The following is a 14280-nucleotide window of genomic DNA, read 5'->3' as shown; positions in this document are numbered from 1 at the left end:
GCAACAATAATTTTTTATTTAAAATTATTAAAAATGTATTTTAAAAAGAATAATTTTATATATAATCGAAAACCGTTGATAAGTTTTAGTATTATTTAATTTTATAACCATGAAAATTTTATTTTTTTAATATAACTCAGTGTTTATTATTTTTTATTTAAACCAATTTTCCATAAATAATTATGGGAATAGTGGTCAATATTTTTAAGGTTAGGTTTTTTATGAATAAATTGCTTTTATTAAGCGCTCTTACAATCGCTTTATTAAATTCCACTCATGGATTCGCTGCAGAAAGAACAAGTAAACAAGCATCTGATAGTAAAAATAGTTCTGCAATTTCTCCCATTACCGTAAATCAAAGAATAGGCAGCTGGGATATTCATTGTGCCTATCCAAACGCTGCGGAACAGAACAATAAAACCGTGTCCCAGGGATGTATCGCTCAACAAAATCTATTAACCAAAGGGCCTAACAACAGCCAAAGCCCTATCGCCTCTCTTTTGTTGGAAAAAGTTAAGCAAAGTAACGATTTGTCAAAACCTGTACCCTTTCAATTTACAGTGGTTGTTCCCCTTGGATTCTCTTTACAAAGTCCAGCCAATTTAACTTTCGATCGTGCAAAACCTGTCGAATTGCCTTGGGCTGCCTGTACGACAAACGGATGTATCGCAACCAAAGTTATTGATAATGACCTTCAACAGCTATTGACTAAAAACAAACTTGCCCATCTGGTCATTCATCGCGTCAACGGAACAACATTAACCATTAATTTTAATATTGATAATGTTCCTTCCATTCTTAAAACAATGGATGAGATGGTTAACAAGAAAAATCCGTAATTCCGTCCAGATACAAGATAAATGAATTTTAAGGCTGTATATCTACGATTATTCTTAATCGTCTTTCCCTGTATTTTTTTTATAAACATACAGGGATTTGCACAAAATCTTAATCAATATCAACAATATCTGCAACATAAAGAACGACAACATTTAATGGAGACCCTACCTCCACCCTCCAGCAATGTACAGGTAAACCAGGATCAGGCCCCTGCATTGCATGGTAAGGCATGTGTGCATATCAATTCCATCATCGTCGTTAATACACAAAACCTCTCACAACTGCCAGTCAACCATATCATTAGACCATGGCAAAACAAATGCATGTCCCTTGATGATATGAATACTGTCCTAAACAAGCTCAACAAGGCCTATATTGATCATGGATTTGTAACAACTCGGGCCTATCTGCCTCAACAAGATCTCAAGTCAGGTCAATTGCATATTGTTGTGGTGGATGGAAAAATTTCAGACTTCCAATTCGAGGGAGTGTCTGCAAAAAACCATGAAACCATGGCTTTTCCATGGGTTAAGGGCGGAATTTTAAACCTGCGGGATCTGGAACAGGGAATGGATCAGATGAACCGTCTGCCTGACTGGGCTGCCACAATGAAAATTGCACCAGGGCAAAAACCGGGCACATCAGTGGTTAAAATCAATGCCCATGATCCTGGCATTCTTCATGGTCAGCTGACAGTTGACAATAATGGACAAAGCTATTCGGGAAGAACTATCGGACGAACCATGCTTACTGCCGAAGACCTTTTCGGATTATTGGATATGTGGACTGTAGAATATGATCATTCACTCAATTCACGTCAGGGAGATGGACACAATTCCTTTTTTACCGCTGAAGGCTCAATCCCTCTGGGACCATGGACATTCTTCGGAGGATGGTATCGCTATGACGATTTCTATCGTCTACATTTCAACTGGCCAGGACAAGGACGATACGATACGACCCAAAAAGATTTCCATATCGGTGCCTCGAGAGTTGTCGCTCGTAATTCCATCGGTGTTACAACATTACAAGCTACCTATGAGCTGAAATCCTTTGACAGTTATCTCAATCATTCCAAAATGAACACGCAAAGTGCAAAACTCTCCTTCCTGAATCTTAATGCCAGTGAGTCAATGCATCTTTGGGGTGGAACATGGTATGTCAGTGTCGGAATGAAAATTGGTTTGGGGGGGGCAATGGGAGGAAAGTCCTGGATCGATAACTCAGGTCGATATAATCCCCATACGCAATATGTAAAGCCAAGTTTGGATATCGATGGATATCAACCTATCGTCGATAATTTTATGTGGCATACTTCCATCCACGGGGAATATAGCACTAAAAACCAATATGCGAATGAGCAAATGCAAATTGGCGGACCCTATACGGTCAGAGGTTTTATGCAACAAACCATGATCGGAAATGCAGGAATTTACATGCGTAATGACCTCTCATGGTTCATTCCCACAAAAAATATGGATTGTGGCGGATATCAATTCTTCTGCAACGCCCTGATTAAAAATACCGAACTCTACGGTATTCTCGATGTCGGAATGACACGGGGTGTATTTACATACAGCGATATGCCAAAAACAGAAAAAGGAGGCAACCTTGCCGGTGCAGGTTTCGGTATTCGCAAATCCTCAGGCAATATATTCTGGAACGCCTCCCTTACACACGCACTCACAACGGCGGGTCTTCCTCCAGAAGGATGGATTGCACTTTTTAATGTCGGTGTCAGACTGTAATTTGATCTATTCATTTTATGGGTATGGTTTTTACCCATAAAATAATTTACCCTTTACCGTTAATATTTCTTTCAAATTGAATAGATAATAATCGGATTAAAAATGAATTTTCAACTATTAAATAATGTTCTTTTAACAAATGATGATGGCATTGATGCACCTGGCTTAAAAATTCTGGAAAACATAGCATCGAAAATTGCCAAGACAATCTGGGTTATTGCTCCAGAGCGGGATCAAAGCGGGACTGCTCAATCTATAAGTATTCATCACCCTTTACGCATAATGGAAAAATCAAATAATCATTTTGCAATATCCGGTACACCGGGTGATTGTGTTGTAATGGGGATTCAAGAAATTTTACCCCAACGTCCTGATCTGGTTTTATCTGGCGTGAATCGGGGAAGCAATCTTGGTATTGAAACCATATTTTCAGGTACTGTTGGCGCAGCAATGACAGGTGCCTTATTGGGAATACCTTCAATTGCTCTTAGTCAGAATTTCAGAGATGGGTATCCTGTTAAATGGAATACAGCGGAGTATTTCGGTGCAAAAATTATAGAACAAATTTTAGAACATAAAAAGAATTTAAAAAATGGGTGTATCAACATCAATTTTCCCGATTGCCAATATGATGAAGTGAATACAATAGAATACACGACACAAGGATTGGGATATATTGAGAATATTGTTCCAGTTAAAAGAAAAGATTTACGACAAAACGAATATTTCTGGCTTAATTTTGACAGACCAATTAAGGAAGATAAAATAGGAACGGAAACACAAGCCATCAATAATAAATCAATTTCAATCACTCCTCTGACATATGAAAGAACAGATTTTGATTTATTGAATCAACTCAAGAAATAAATTGAAAATTCGTCGCATTGCAAGTAATAATATTCAATTCATTATTATTGTGATGCGACACTCATACTTCCGAAAATATAATTACTGATTTGCTGTTCCAGACTAACATAAGGCATTGTATTACTGATTTTATTTCCAGCCTTGATAAAATCTCTGTTTTTTCCTGGTTTAATGATTATAACGCCATCATCCGTCATACTGATTGATGAAATGACAAACTGACTATCAGTGGGCAAATGAATATTTTTGTTAATATCCATTTTAACTTCGGACATGAATGTCTTTTTATTAAGATTGATGGATTTTATAACCCCAACTGGAATACCCGATAAAATAACCTTTCCACCAGGGTTAACCGTATTGGAAGAAAAAAATTGAGCTTCGATAGAATATCGATCCTCTCCGGTTCCAAATAATATAAATCTAGAATATGCATAAAATCCGATAGCAATTATCAAAACAAAAGTGCTAGCCATATATGCACTAACATTTCTTTGTTTAACCATTAACATCTACCCTTTATCATTCCAACCTAACATCAATAAATAATATAATTTTAAAAAATAAAATAAAACGTCAAAATACACTATTAATTTTCAATGTTTGAAATTGTCATGATCCCTTAAATCTCTGAATTATTATTTTCTAATAATACGTATTGATCAATAACTATATGATTTAATTTTTTAAAATGCCTGATAAAATATATTAAACGATTTATAATATCGAAAAAAGGTTACCTCATGTCTTTTCTTCAGGCCATTTTTATTGCCATTCTACAAGGTGCAACGGAACTTTTTCCTGTCAGCAGTCTTGGTCATGCCGTTTTAATCCCCGCTCTGCTAGGATGGCAAATTCACGCTCAAGATCCAACGTTTTTGCCATTTATGGTGATGCTTCATTTCGGCACCGCTTTCGCTCTTCTAATATTTTTCTGGAAAGATTGGAGTGCCCTTTTCAAGGGTGCATTAGGGAAGGATGGAAAAGAAATACAACGTCAAAGTCTTTATATTTTTTCTCTGCTTATTGTTGCCACCTTACCCGCAATATTCATCGGTGCCTTTTTTGAAAAATTAGTCAGAAATCTTTTTTCGACACCCGATATAGTGTCAATTTTCTTGGTATGTAACGGAATAATGCTTTTTATAGTTGATAAACTCAGAAAAAATGTATCGGTAGACAAAACGATTGCAATAGCTGACTTAAAAGTCAAAGATGCTTTATTTATTGGATTATTTCAATGCCTGGCTTTCTTTCCTGGGATATCACGTTCGGGGTCAACCATTGTGTCTGGATTGATTCGAAATTTATCTCATGAAAATTCTGCAAGATTTTCCTTTCTAATGGCTCTTCCGGTAATTTTGGCGGCTTCTGCTCATCAAAGCTGGAAAATCTACAAACAGCAAATTCCTTTTGACAATATTTTACATATGGGTATTGCGACAATCATCGGATGTATTACAGCACTTCTAAGCACGGCATTTCTTATGAAATATTTCAAAAATAATGAGAAATGGGCTCTAACACCATTTGGATATTATTGTTGTGCATTAGGCATAATAGGTTTTGTTGTATTGATGTATTAAATAAATCACATTCACATTTATGTGAATTGTGATGATTGTCAAACAAGTTTTTAAATAAAGAAGGAACAAATAAATTTTTCGGGAGGAAAAATGAAACTTTCGGATCTTTCCTTTAAAAAAAACAAAAAGAATTTTTTTTCTCCTAACAACCTTTTTATAATTGATCTATTTGCTTCATTGGCCGGACTTTTATTTGGCCTGGATATTGGTGTTATGGCTGGCGCAAATGATTTTATTAAAATTGAATTTTCAGCAAATGACCATGATATTGAAAAAATAGTTAGTATCATGATGTTTGGAGCCGCTTTTGGTGCTTTAATATGCGGTTGGGCATCAGCAAAATTTGGACGAAATCGCTGTTTGATCGTAAGTGCAACCTTTTTTATCGCCGCTTCGATAGGTTGTTCCCTGTCCAATAGTGTTTCTGACCTCATCATGTGGCGATTTGTTCTTGGATTTGCAATCGGTATCGCCAGTATGACTGCCCCATTGTATCTGGCTGAAATTGCACCGGAAGAAAAAAGGGGGGCAATGATATCAACCTATCAATTAATGATTACAGTAGGAATATTCATGGCATTCATTTCCGACACTATATTCGGATATTATGGAGCATGGCGATGGATGCTGGGAATTTTGGCCGTTCCCGCAACCATATTTTTACTGGGTCTTCTAATCTTACCAAATAGCCCACGATGGTTATTAATGCATCGTCGAAGAAAAGAAGCCTATAATGTTTTATCCTCTATTAGAAATAACGATAATACCCTAATAAAGATAGAAATTAAAAATATTGAAATGCAACTGGAAAATTCCCAAAAAGGTTTTTATTTATTTCTCTATAACTCAAATTTCAAACGTTCTGTTCTATTGGGTATTTGTTTACAGATTATACAGCAATTTACAGGCATGAACGTTATTATGTATTATGCCCCTCGCATATTTGCCAATATGGGATATCACGGTCATGCACGGTTATGGTTTACAGCCTTAGTTGGTCTGGTAAATGTTTTCGCAACCTTTCTTGCCATCGGAATATGTGATAAATCGGGTCGAAAACCAATATTGTATATCGGTTTTACAATGATGGCGATTGGATTAGGGTCTGTCAGTTTTCTTTTAGATAATAATATCCAAACAAATCCTTATCTTCAATATTGCTGCGTTACAATGCTATTAATGTTTATTATCGGTTTTGCCATGTCTGCAGGGCCTTTAATCTGGACGATATGTTCCGAAATACAACCCTTGCAAGGACGTGATTTTGGTATTGCTGTTTCAACAGTGGTAAATTGGTTGGCAAATTTTTGGGTGGGATTCACTTTCTTGACATTGATCAATACATTCGGTGCTTCACATACCATTTTGTTATATGCCTGCCTAAATCTGATTTTTATCGTTTTCATTTTCGCATTTGTACCTGAAACGTCAAATATTAGTCTGGAGCAAATCGAAGAAAATTTAATGGAAGGTCAACCCTTAAGAAAAATTGGCAGATAGATTTTTAATAATCAGCATTTTATAATAGATCGCTTTGATGAAATCCGTTCAAATAAAAAATTGGTAAATAACGGCTGATATAGCTATACATCCCATTATGGTTATAAAAATATTGCTTGATTTTCCTTTAAATTTTGCCAATTCAGGTAATTTGTGAATGGCAACCATAGGAAGAATAAATAAAATAACTGCAAGAACTGGTCCACCAATGGATTCAATCATACCTAAAATACTGGGATTATTGCTTGAAACAAACCATGTAACTACATATACAAAAAATAACGCACATCGATCCAAAGTTTTACGGGAAATGTTTTTCCCAAAAATATGATATAATGATTTTTCCAAAATTCCATTAAATCCTTCCTTCGCCCCAAGATAATGGCCAAGAAAGGATTTGCAAATTGCTACAAAAGCAACGATTGGCGCTATAAATTTTAAAAAAGGGGTATGGAAGTGGTTAGCCAAATAGGAAAGAATGGTGATATTTGCCTTTTTCGCTTCAATTAAATTGGCTGGGCTCAGACATAAAGCACAACTAAATACAAAAAATAATACGGTAATTACCATCATTAAATTACTGTATTTAATAATCTGTGAACATTTTGGTTCAACCCATCTACCATACTCTTTGCTTTTCGTAACAGCTAGGGAAGAAATAATCGGTGAGTGATTAAATGCAAAAACCGCAACAGGTATAGTCAACCATAATGTTAGAAACATTCCATTGCCTCCCTCCCGTGATGCTCCAGATAAACTTATATCCCTGAAAAGATTCAGGTTCCAATGCGGAATAAGAAATAAAGAAATCAATATTAAAATTGCAACAAATGGATAGACCAGGGTCGACATTATTTTGACTATAAGATTTTCACCACACTGAACGATCATTATCAAAAAACTGATTAAAAAAAACGAAGTCAACGCTCTGGGCGGTGGTGTCAATCCAAGTTGATGTTGCATGAAACTTTGAACAGTATTAACAAGACTTACACCATAAACCAATAAAATAGGAAATATTGCAAAAAAATAAAATAATGTGATTAAATACCCAATTTTTTTTCCAAATTTTTCTTCAACGACAACGGTAATATCACCATAATCATTTTCGGATCCCGACAATACGAACCTACATAAAGCCTGATGTGCATAAAATGTCATTGGAAAGGCAAGAATAGTCAATAAAAGTAAAGGAATTAATCCACCAGCCGCAGCGTTAATCGGTAAAAAAAGTACTCCTGCACCGATCGCCGTTCCATAAAGACTCAACATCCAAATTGTATCACTTGAACGCCATTTGGGCATTTTATCTAAAATTTGATTATTTTTCATTAAAGCTTTACTTTTTTATGATTGAGTATGATTAACGCTTTATAAATCGGATAAAAAAAAATTTCAAAATTATTATTTAACTCTCCCTCGCAGGAAAATTGGAAAATATGAAAAATATATCAGTTACGATTACGCAGTGATTTTGTATTGAAATATGTATTTTATATGCTCCCAAAATAAATGATATTTAATAATTTTAGGAACATATAACTTAATCTATCTGTTATTGATCTTAATTATTCAACAGTTACGGATTTTGCAAGATTTCTGGGTTGATCAACATCCGTGCCTTTTAAAATGGCAGCTTCATAAGCAAGCATCTGAACGGGTACCGTATAAAGGATTGGCGCTACAAAAGCATGAACTGTAGGCAAAACAATAATCTGTTCTGCAATGGTTGACAATGCCTCTGCACCCTTTGCATCAGTGAAAGCAATAATATGTCCACCTCTTGCTTTTGCTTCCTGTAAATTTGAAAGTGTTTTTTCAAATAAAAAACCGGAAGGCACAACCGCAATGACCGGAACCGTTTGATCAATCAGGGCAATCGGGCCATGTTTCATTTCACCTGCGGCATAGGCATCAGCATGAATATACGAGATTTCTTTCAGTTTTAATGCTCCCTCCATTGCAACAGGATACATTATCCCCCTTCCCAGATAAATCACACTTTGAGCATCGGCAATTTTATGGGCAATTTCCTGAATTTTATCTTTCATTTGCAAAACTTCAGCAACACGACTGGGGAGATCCATCAATGCAGTCAAACATACTTTTTTATTTTCAGAGGTAATCTTATTTTTCTCACGAGCGATAACAAGGGTAAGACATGATAATACTGTCAATTGGGCTGTAAACGCTTTTGTAGAGGCGACAGCAATTTCCACACCAGCATCCGTACCGAGAACAACATCACTTTCTCTGGCTATAGTACTGAATTCATTATTTAAAATAGAAACTATTTTTTGATGTTCATTTTTTAAATTTCTCAAGGCTGCCAAGGTATCGGCCGTTTCTCCTGATTGCGATATGACCAATCCCATCCCTTGACTTTCAACAGGAGGATTGCGATAGCGCATTTCACTTGCAACATCTATATCAATGGGCAATCTGGCATATTCCTCCAACCAATAACGTCCAATAAGACCAGCATAAAATGCTGATCCACATGCCGTAATTATACCCCTTTTCAACGTTGATAAATCGAATGGCATATGAGGCAATATTATTTTATGGGATGATGGATCGACAAACCGCCTTAAAGTTTGCCCTATGACAATTGGATGCTCATGAAGTTCTTTCTCCATATAATGACGGTAACCATTTTTACCGACAACCCCTGACATCAACGTTGTTTTTTGAATTGGACATTCAACTTTTCCACCTTCCATATCAAAAAATTCAGCACCTTCTCGTGTCAAAACAGTCCATACGCCATCCGGCATATAGGCAACTTTTGTGGTAAGAGGTGCGATTGCCAGACTGTCAGACCCCACAAACATTTCATGATCACCATATCCGACAACCAGTGGGGCACCATGTCTAGCCCCGATTATAAGATTATCATCACAGGAAAAAATCATCGCAATGGCATAAGCTCCCTCAAGCCTTTTCAAAGCCTTGAAGGCAGCTTCTTGGGGTGCACATCCCTGTTTCAGATAATAATCGACAAGCTGCACAATTGTTTCACTATCCGTTTCACTTTTGAACACTTGTCCTAGCTCTGTCAACTCTTTTCTTAATGCAACATGATTTTCAATAATTCCATTATGAACAACAGCCACACGATCCGTCATGTGAGGATGCGCGTTGTTTTCCGTGGGAGCTCCATGTGTTGCCCATCTCGTATGACCAATGCCCAGATTGCCGCTTATTGGGGAAGACAAAAGTAATTTCGATAAATTATCAAGTTTTCCAGGAGCTCTACGACGATTTAACAGGCCATGATCCAATATTGCAATCCCTGCAGAATCATATCCCCGATATTCAAGACGACGCAAAGCTTCCATAATCAGAGGAGTAACAGATTGGTTCCCTAGTATTCCAACAATCCCACACATAAACTTCCCTTTAATATCAGTTTTTTAATGTAACCTTGCTATTTTTATTTACCTGCCTGGCCCTACCAAATGCTTTGGCATTATCAGGAACATCATCCGTAATCACGCTTCCTGCCGCAATTAAACTTTTATTACCAATTTCTACAGGAGCAACAAGAATGGCATCAGAACCGACAAATACCTCATCTCCAATAACCGTCTTATGTTTTCTCGACCCATCATAATTACAGGTTATCGTTCCTGCACCAATATTTGTCTTTTTACCAACAATGCTGTCACCAAGATAGGAAAGATGATTTGCTTTCACCCCGTCACCTAAAGCTGTAGCTTTCAATTCCACAAAATTACCGACATGCGCATCCTGACCCACCACCGTATCAGGTCTGATACGAGCATATGGGCCAATTATGGCATTTTGTTTAATTTCGCAGCCTTCAAGATGACTGAATGATTTGATTTCAACCCCTGAACGAATGACCACATTTTTGCCAAAAACAATATTGGGATGGAGAATTACATCATTTTCAATCTTGGTATCATAAGACATAAAAACAGTTTCCGGTGAAATCATTGTCACCCCGTTATCCATCGCCTGTTTTCTCAATCTTTTTTGAATTATGGATTCAGCAAAAGCCAATTCAGATTGCGAATTGATCCCTGTAAGTTCCGTTTCTGAAGCCCTTAGAGCCTTTACCACCTTATGTTCCCTAACTGCTAAAGAAACAATATCTATAATATAATATTCTTTTTTTGCATTATGATTTTCAATTTCTTTCAGCCATTTGGAAAAATACAGTGCGTCCGCACATATTACCCCAGAATTGCACAATTTTATTTTTTTTTCTGCGTCAGAGGCATCAAGTGTTTCCACAATCTTTATTACATGACCATTATTTTCAATCACACGTCCATAAGCCTTGGGATCATTACATTCCATAGCTAATAAAACCAAATCAGTTTTTGGTTTTTTTTTCTCATCAATAAGTCGCTGTAATGTATTTTCCCGTATCAGGGGATTGTCAGCATTTAGAACAGTGACAATACCCTTTCCAAAATAAGCCTCTGCCTGCAATGCAGCATGGGCGGTTCCCAATCTGTGCTTCTGAATTACAACCTGATGCGGTTTTACCAGATCGGCAAGAGTCTCCATATGCGGACCGAGAACCACAATAATTCGATCAAAAACCTTTTCGACCTGATTTAATAATAAACGTAACATTGGAAGCCCTGCAATGGGGTGCATTGCTTTCGGTTTTGAAGATTTCATACGGGTTCCCATTCCTGCAGCCAGAATAACTGCAACGGTTTCCGAAGTGGAATTTGATAATTTATGCATTGTTTGTCATGATATTTGTAAAAAATTTATGTCATACTATCAAAATATTTACATTTTTTATATCCTAAATGAGGCTTAAAACAAAATTATGAATATAAAACCTTATCCCTTGATCGTATTTGATATGGATGGAACCTTAATTGACAGTCTTCCAGATATAGATCGCAGTTGTCAGACTTTGCTGAAATCCTATGGATTGCCTCCTATCAGTACACAATCAGTGCGTTCTACATTGGGTGACGGAATTAAGGTGACAGTTGAAAAAATTCTGGATAATGCAGGAAAAGAGGCAAGTTTTATTGACAGAAATGAGGCTATTGAAAGATTTGTCAAGGATTATGTCCCACATGCGGCTGATCTTTCCAAACCCTTTGAAGGGGCGGAAGAAGTTCTAATAAAATTTAAAAAAAATGGTTGGAAAATAGCTTTATGTTCCAATAAAATTACGCAAGCAGCCAAGAATATTTTGGAAAAACTCAATCTGCAATCATATTTTGATTTTATCGCTGGAGGTGATTGTTTTGCAGATAAAAAACCTTATCCGGTTCATCTTTTAGGAATAATCAACTATCTTCAAGTTTCACCAACTAAAACTGTAATGGTAGGTGATCACCTAAATGATATTCTTGTCGCCAGGAACGCACACATTACGGGAAGCATATTTGCCGAATGGGGCTATGGTGATTTGTGTATTGGAAAAGAAGCAACCATGCGTGCACGCTCCATAAAGGATGTACCGATAATTGCCGAGAAAATGATTGATAAAAAACCTTGATCATTTTGTAGCCTGTCTCAGAATTACTATTACATTTCCCATTTTTGGATTGTTAAATTCAAAACGGACAGGTAACATTCCTATATTTTCAATCTCTTTAAACCATAAATATCCAGGTTGGGGTTGTGCTGATAGAGCGCGGTGACGTGAACGTTTGAGACCAGCCGTTTGTTGAGCCACCGCCTTACAAAATAATGCTTCTCCCTTATAGGGGCTTGTCCACGAAGATGGTATAGGCATTGTACCAGCCGCCTTACTTTGAAACGTGAATATACGAGAGCCATCAAAAATCTTGAATTGGTCGTTACAGTTTTTATTCGCTCTGACCCGCTGAACCAATTGCAACATTGCACTTAAGATATCTATACTGTTATTCCTTTGACTTTCAGTCACAACATCACGATTGTCTTCAATTGCAGGATCAAGTTTTTCTATCTTTACATTTTGTTTATGGTTAAAATCTATATTAGCAACAAATTTCTTACCTTTGGATTTTCCAGATGATTGGTATTCATTTGGTAACAAATTACTATTATCGATTTCCCCTTGAACTGATGACATCATATCCAGATTTATAAAAAGACTTATAACACCTGCAGAATTAAAATGAGCTTTTGCAAAATAATTGTCCGATGTTAATACGTACGATGCCTTTATAACAATAACATGTAAATTCTTGTTATACACATCAAATATCAAGTTAACCGGTTTAGGAAAATTTAAATTATTTTGTGCTTTTACAAGCGAATTATCAAAAAATATCCATGACAAAATACACAATATTAACATTTTATAATATTTTACCATGACTACTCTCTTTCAAAAGATGTCTTTTATGGACAGAGTACAGAATATTCTAAAAAAAGTATATAATTATCATGGTAAAACATTTAATTGATTAAATGCTAAAAACTCCTGTTCCAAAAGCCTCAACATGAATTTTTTCAGGTGGAATACCTTTTTCCTTCAATTTTTTACCCTCATCTTTCATGAATTCAACAGGTCCACAAAGATAATAATCAGCATCTTTATCAAAAATTGACTGATCTATCCTATTGATGTCCATACGCCCTTGATAATCATAATCTATTCCCTGTCTATCTTCACCATCAGGTTTTGAATAAAAAATAAAGCGATTAAAAGTGGGACTTTTTTCAACAATTTCATTTACTTTTTCACGTAAGGCATGTTGTTTACCATTATGTGTTCCGTGAATGAAATGGACAGAACGATTACTTTGTTTTTCATGCAGAAAAGACAGCATGGAATACATGGGAGTAATTCCAACCCCGGCACTCATAAGAATAATCGGATTTTTCCCTTGCTGATTTAAATAAAATTCTCCTGCTGGTGCAGACAGATCTATGATATCCCCAACATCATAACTCTTATGAAGTAGATTGGAAACCTTACCTGCCGGAGTTTTCCCCTTACCATCTTCACGTTTAACCGTAATACGCAACGTATCTTTTCCAGGAGAATCAGATAATGTATATTGACGCGGCTGAATTAAATTCCATTCTGGGACATAAATTCGAACTGAAACATATTGTCCAGGATAAAATTCCGGAAGCTTCCCCCCATCAACCGGTTGTAGATAAAACGACGTGATTTGTTCGCTTTCAGGAATTTTCTTGACTATTTTAAATCCTCTCCAACCTGTCCATGCATGTTCCCTAATCTGTTCTTTGTATATGCCCAATTCAATATCAATTAACAGTTGAGCCAATTGTTGATAGGCAGCTCCCCAAGCTTCGATCAAATCATCTGTAGCGGCTTCACCCAATACCTCACTAATAGATGCCAGAAGATGTTCCCCAACAATAGGATAATGTTCCGCCCGAATATTCAGGCTTACATGTTTATTGGCAATATGAATGAAAGCATTTTCTAATATGGTTGGATTATCGATGTTTTCTGCATATGCCAGGACAGCCGTAGCAAGTGCATGTTGTTGCTTTCCGGCTTCTTGATGTCCACGGTTAAAAATCTGTTTAAGTTCAGCATTATTATTCAACATCCGTTTATAGAAATAGGAAGTTAGTTCAATGCCATGCTCTCTTAAAACTGGCACTGTATTTTTAACAAGCGTTTTTTGAGCTTCGGTTAGCATTTATAGTGACCCTTAATTTTAATTAAATAATATATTTAAAATACATCTTTAATAAAAATCTTAATAAACCCTGTTACAACTAAGATAAATCATTAAAGATGTATTCAATATACTCTTTTTAAG

The 14280-nt window shown here is 36.2% G+C and carries 12 protein-coding genes; 6 read left to right on the top strand and 6 right to left on the bottom strand.

Translation table 11 applies throughout. From position 1 onward, the window contains the following. Window positions 1-221 precede the first annotated feature (221 nt). The 3 genes from D9V35_RS04465 to surE all read left to right on the top strand — a co-directional run bounded on the left by D9V35_RS04465 (window position 222) and on the right by surE (window position 3455). A complete protein-coding gene (locus tag D9V35_RS04465; protein WP_162988575.1) occupies window positions 222-839 on the top strand; it encodes an invasion associated locus B family protein in 618 nt (205 codons plus the stop codon). A 21-nt stretch (window positions 840-860) separates the two neighbouring features. Then, the gene (locus tag D9V35_RS04460) at window positions 861-2588 is read left to right on the top strand and encodes a ShlB/FhaC/HecB family hemolysin secretion/activation protein (RefSeq protein WP_122123538.1); all 1728 of its coding nucleotides are present in this window, start codon (window positions 861-863) and stop codon (window positions 2586-2588) included. A 102-nt stretch (window positions 2589-2690) separates the two neighbouring features. Continuing rightward, window positions 2691-3455, top strand: coding sequence for a 5'/3'-nucleotidase SurE (gene surE, locus D9V35_RS04455; RefSeq protein ID WP_122123537.1), 765 nt, complete (start codon window positions 2691-2693; stop codon window positions 3453-3455). 44 nt (window positions 3456-3499) lie between these two features. On the opposite strand, the gene D9V35_RS04450 is transcribed toward surE, so the two are convergent. Further along, window positions 3500-3961 (bottom strand): MlaD family protein, encoded by a 462-nt coding sequence (locus D9V35_RS04450; protein WP_162988574.1) that lies wholly within the window; start codon window positions 3959-3961, stop codon window positions 3500-3502. A 237-nt stretch (window positions 3962-4198) separates the two neighbouring features. On the opposite strand from D9V35_RS04450, the gene D9V35_RS04445 reads away from it, so the two are divergent. Further along, entirely contained in the window at window positions 4199-5041 is an 843-nt protein-coding gene (locus D9V35_RS04445; protein WP_122123535.1) for an undecaprenyl-diphosphate phosphatase, read from the top strand. Window positions 5042-5131: 90 nt separating this feature from the next. Next, window positions 5132-6541, top strand: a complete 1410-nt coding sequence (locus tag D9V35_RS04440; RefSeq protein ID WP_155568062.1) for a sugar porter family MFS transporter — start codon at window positions 5132-5134, stop codon at window positions 6539-6541. 48 nt (window positions 6542-6589) lie between these two features. Here the strand turns inward: D9V35_RS04440 and D9V35_RS04435 are convergent, their stop codons facing one another. The 3 genes from D9V35_RS04435 to glmU form a co-directional block, all read right to left on the bottom strand. Continuing rightward, entirely contained in the window at window positions 6590-7873 is a 1284-nt protein-coding gene (locus D9V35_RS04435; protein ID WP_122123534.1) for an aromatic amino acid transport family protein, read from the bottom strand. A gap of 236 nt (window positions 7874-8109) precedes the next feature. Further along, entirely contained in the window at window positions 8110-9933 is a 1824-nt protein-coding gene (gene glmS / locus D9V35_RS04430; protein WP_122123533.1) for a glutamine--fructose-6-phosphate transaminase (isomerizing), read from the bottom strand. Window positions 9934-9949: 16 nt separating this feature from the next. Continuing rightward, window positions 9950-11269 carry a bifunctional UDP-N-acetylglucosamine diphosphorylase/glucosamine-1-phosphate N-acetyltransferase GlmU gene (gene glmU, locus D9V35_RS04425; RefSeq protein ID WP_122123532.1) on the bottom strand — a complete coding sequence of 440 codons (1320 nt, stop codon included), beginning with the start codon at window positions 11267-11269 and terminating at the stop codon, window positions 9950-9952. Window positions 11270-11357: 88 nt separating this feature from the next. On the opposite strand from glmU, the gene D9V35_RS04420 reads away from it, so the two are divergent. Then, complete coding sequence (locus D9V35_RS04420) at window positions 11358-12044, top strand: HAD family hydrolase (RefSeq protein ID WP_122123531.1); 687 nt, start codon at window positions 11358-11360, stop codon at window positions 12042-12044. Here D9V35_RS04420 and D9V35_RS04415 read toward each other — a convergent pair whose 3' ends face one another. Further along, window positions 12045-12851: a DUF3108 domain-containing protein gene (locus D9V35_RS04415; protein WP_122123530.1), complete on the bottom strand. Its 807-nt coding sequence runs from the start codon at window positions 12849-12851 to the stop codon at window positions 12045-12047. Between the two features lie 91 nt (window positions 12852-12942). Beyond that, window positions 12943-14157 (bottom strand): NO-inducible flavohemoprotein, encoded by a 1215-nt coding sequence (gene hmpA, locus D9V35_RS04410; protein WP_122123529.1) that lies wholly within the window; start codon window positions 14155-14157, stop codon window positions 12943-12945. Window positions 14158-14280 lie beyond the last annotated feature (123 nt).

This window comes from Commensalibacter melissae, assembly GCF_003691365.1.
In the GTDB taxonomy this organism is placed as follows: domain Bacteria; phylum Pseudomonadota; class Alphaproteobacteria; order Acetobacterales; family Acetobacteraceae; genus Commensalibacter; species Commensalibacter melissae.
This window is presented reverse-complemented; position numbering and strand designations above follow the sequence as displayed.

Coding starts and splice junctions, on each gene's coding strand:
- D9V35_RS04440 (WP_155568062.1), top strand. CDS start 5,132: ATGAAACTTTCGGATCTTTCCTTTAAAAAAAACAAAAAGAATTTTTTT.
- D9V35_RS04465 (WP_162988575.1), top strand. CDS start 222: ATGAATAAATTGCTTTTATTAAGCGCTCTTACAATCGCTTTATTAAAT.
- glmU (WP_122123532.1), bottom strand. CDS start 11,269: ATGCATAAATTATCAAATTCCACTTCGGAAACCGTTGCAGTTATTCTG.
- D9V35_RS04450 (WP_162988574.1), bottom strand. CDS start 3,961: ATGGTTAAACAAAGAAATGTTAGTGCATATATGGCTAGCACTTTTGTT.
- D9V35_RS04420 (WP_122123531.1), top strand. CDS start 11,358: ATGAATATAAAACCTTATCCCTTGATCGTATTTGATATGGATGGAACC.
- D9V35_RS04415 (WP_122123530.1), bottom strand. CDS start 12,851: ATGGTAAAATATTATAAAATGTTAATATTGTGTATTTTGTCATGGATA.
- hmpA (WP_122123529.1), bottom strand. CDS start 14,157: ATGCTAACCGAAGCTCAAAAAACGCTTGTTAAAAATACAGTGCCAGTT.
- D9V35_RS04460 (WP_122123538.1), top strand. CDS start 861: ATGAATTTTAAGGCTGTATATCTACGATTATTCTTAATCGTCTTTCCC.
- D9V35_RS04435 (WP_122123534.1), bottom strand. CDS start 7,873: ATGAAAAATAATCAAATTTTAGATAAAATGCCCAAATGGCGTTCAAGT.
- D9V35_RS04445 (WP_122123535.1), top strand. CDS start 4,199: ATGTCTTTTCTTCAGGCCATTTTTATTGCCATTCTACAAGGTGCAACG.
- surE (WP_122123537.1), top strand. CDS start 2,691: ATGAATTTTCAACTATTAAATAATGTTCTTTTAACAAATGATGATGGC.
- glmS (WP_122123533.1), bottom strand. CDS start 9,933: ATGTGTGGGATTGTTGGAATACTAGGGAACCAATCTGTTACTCCTCTG.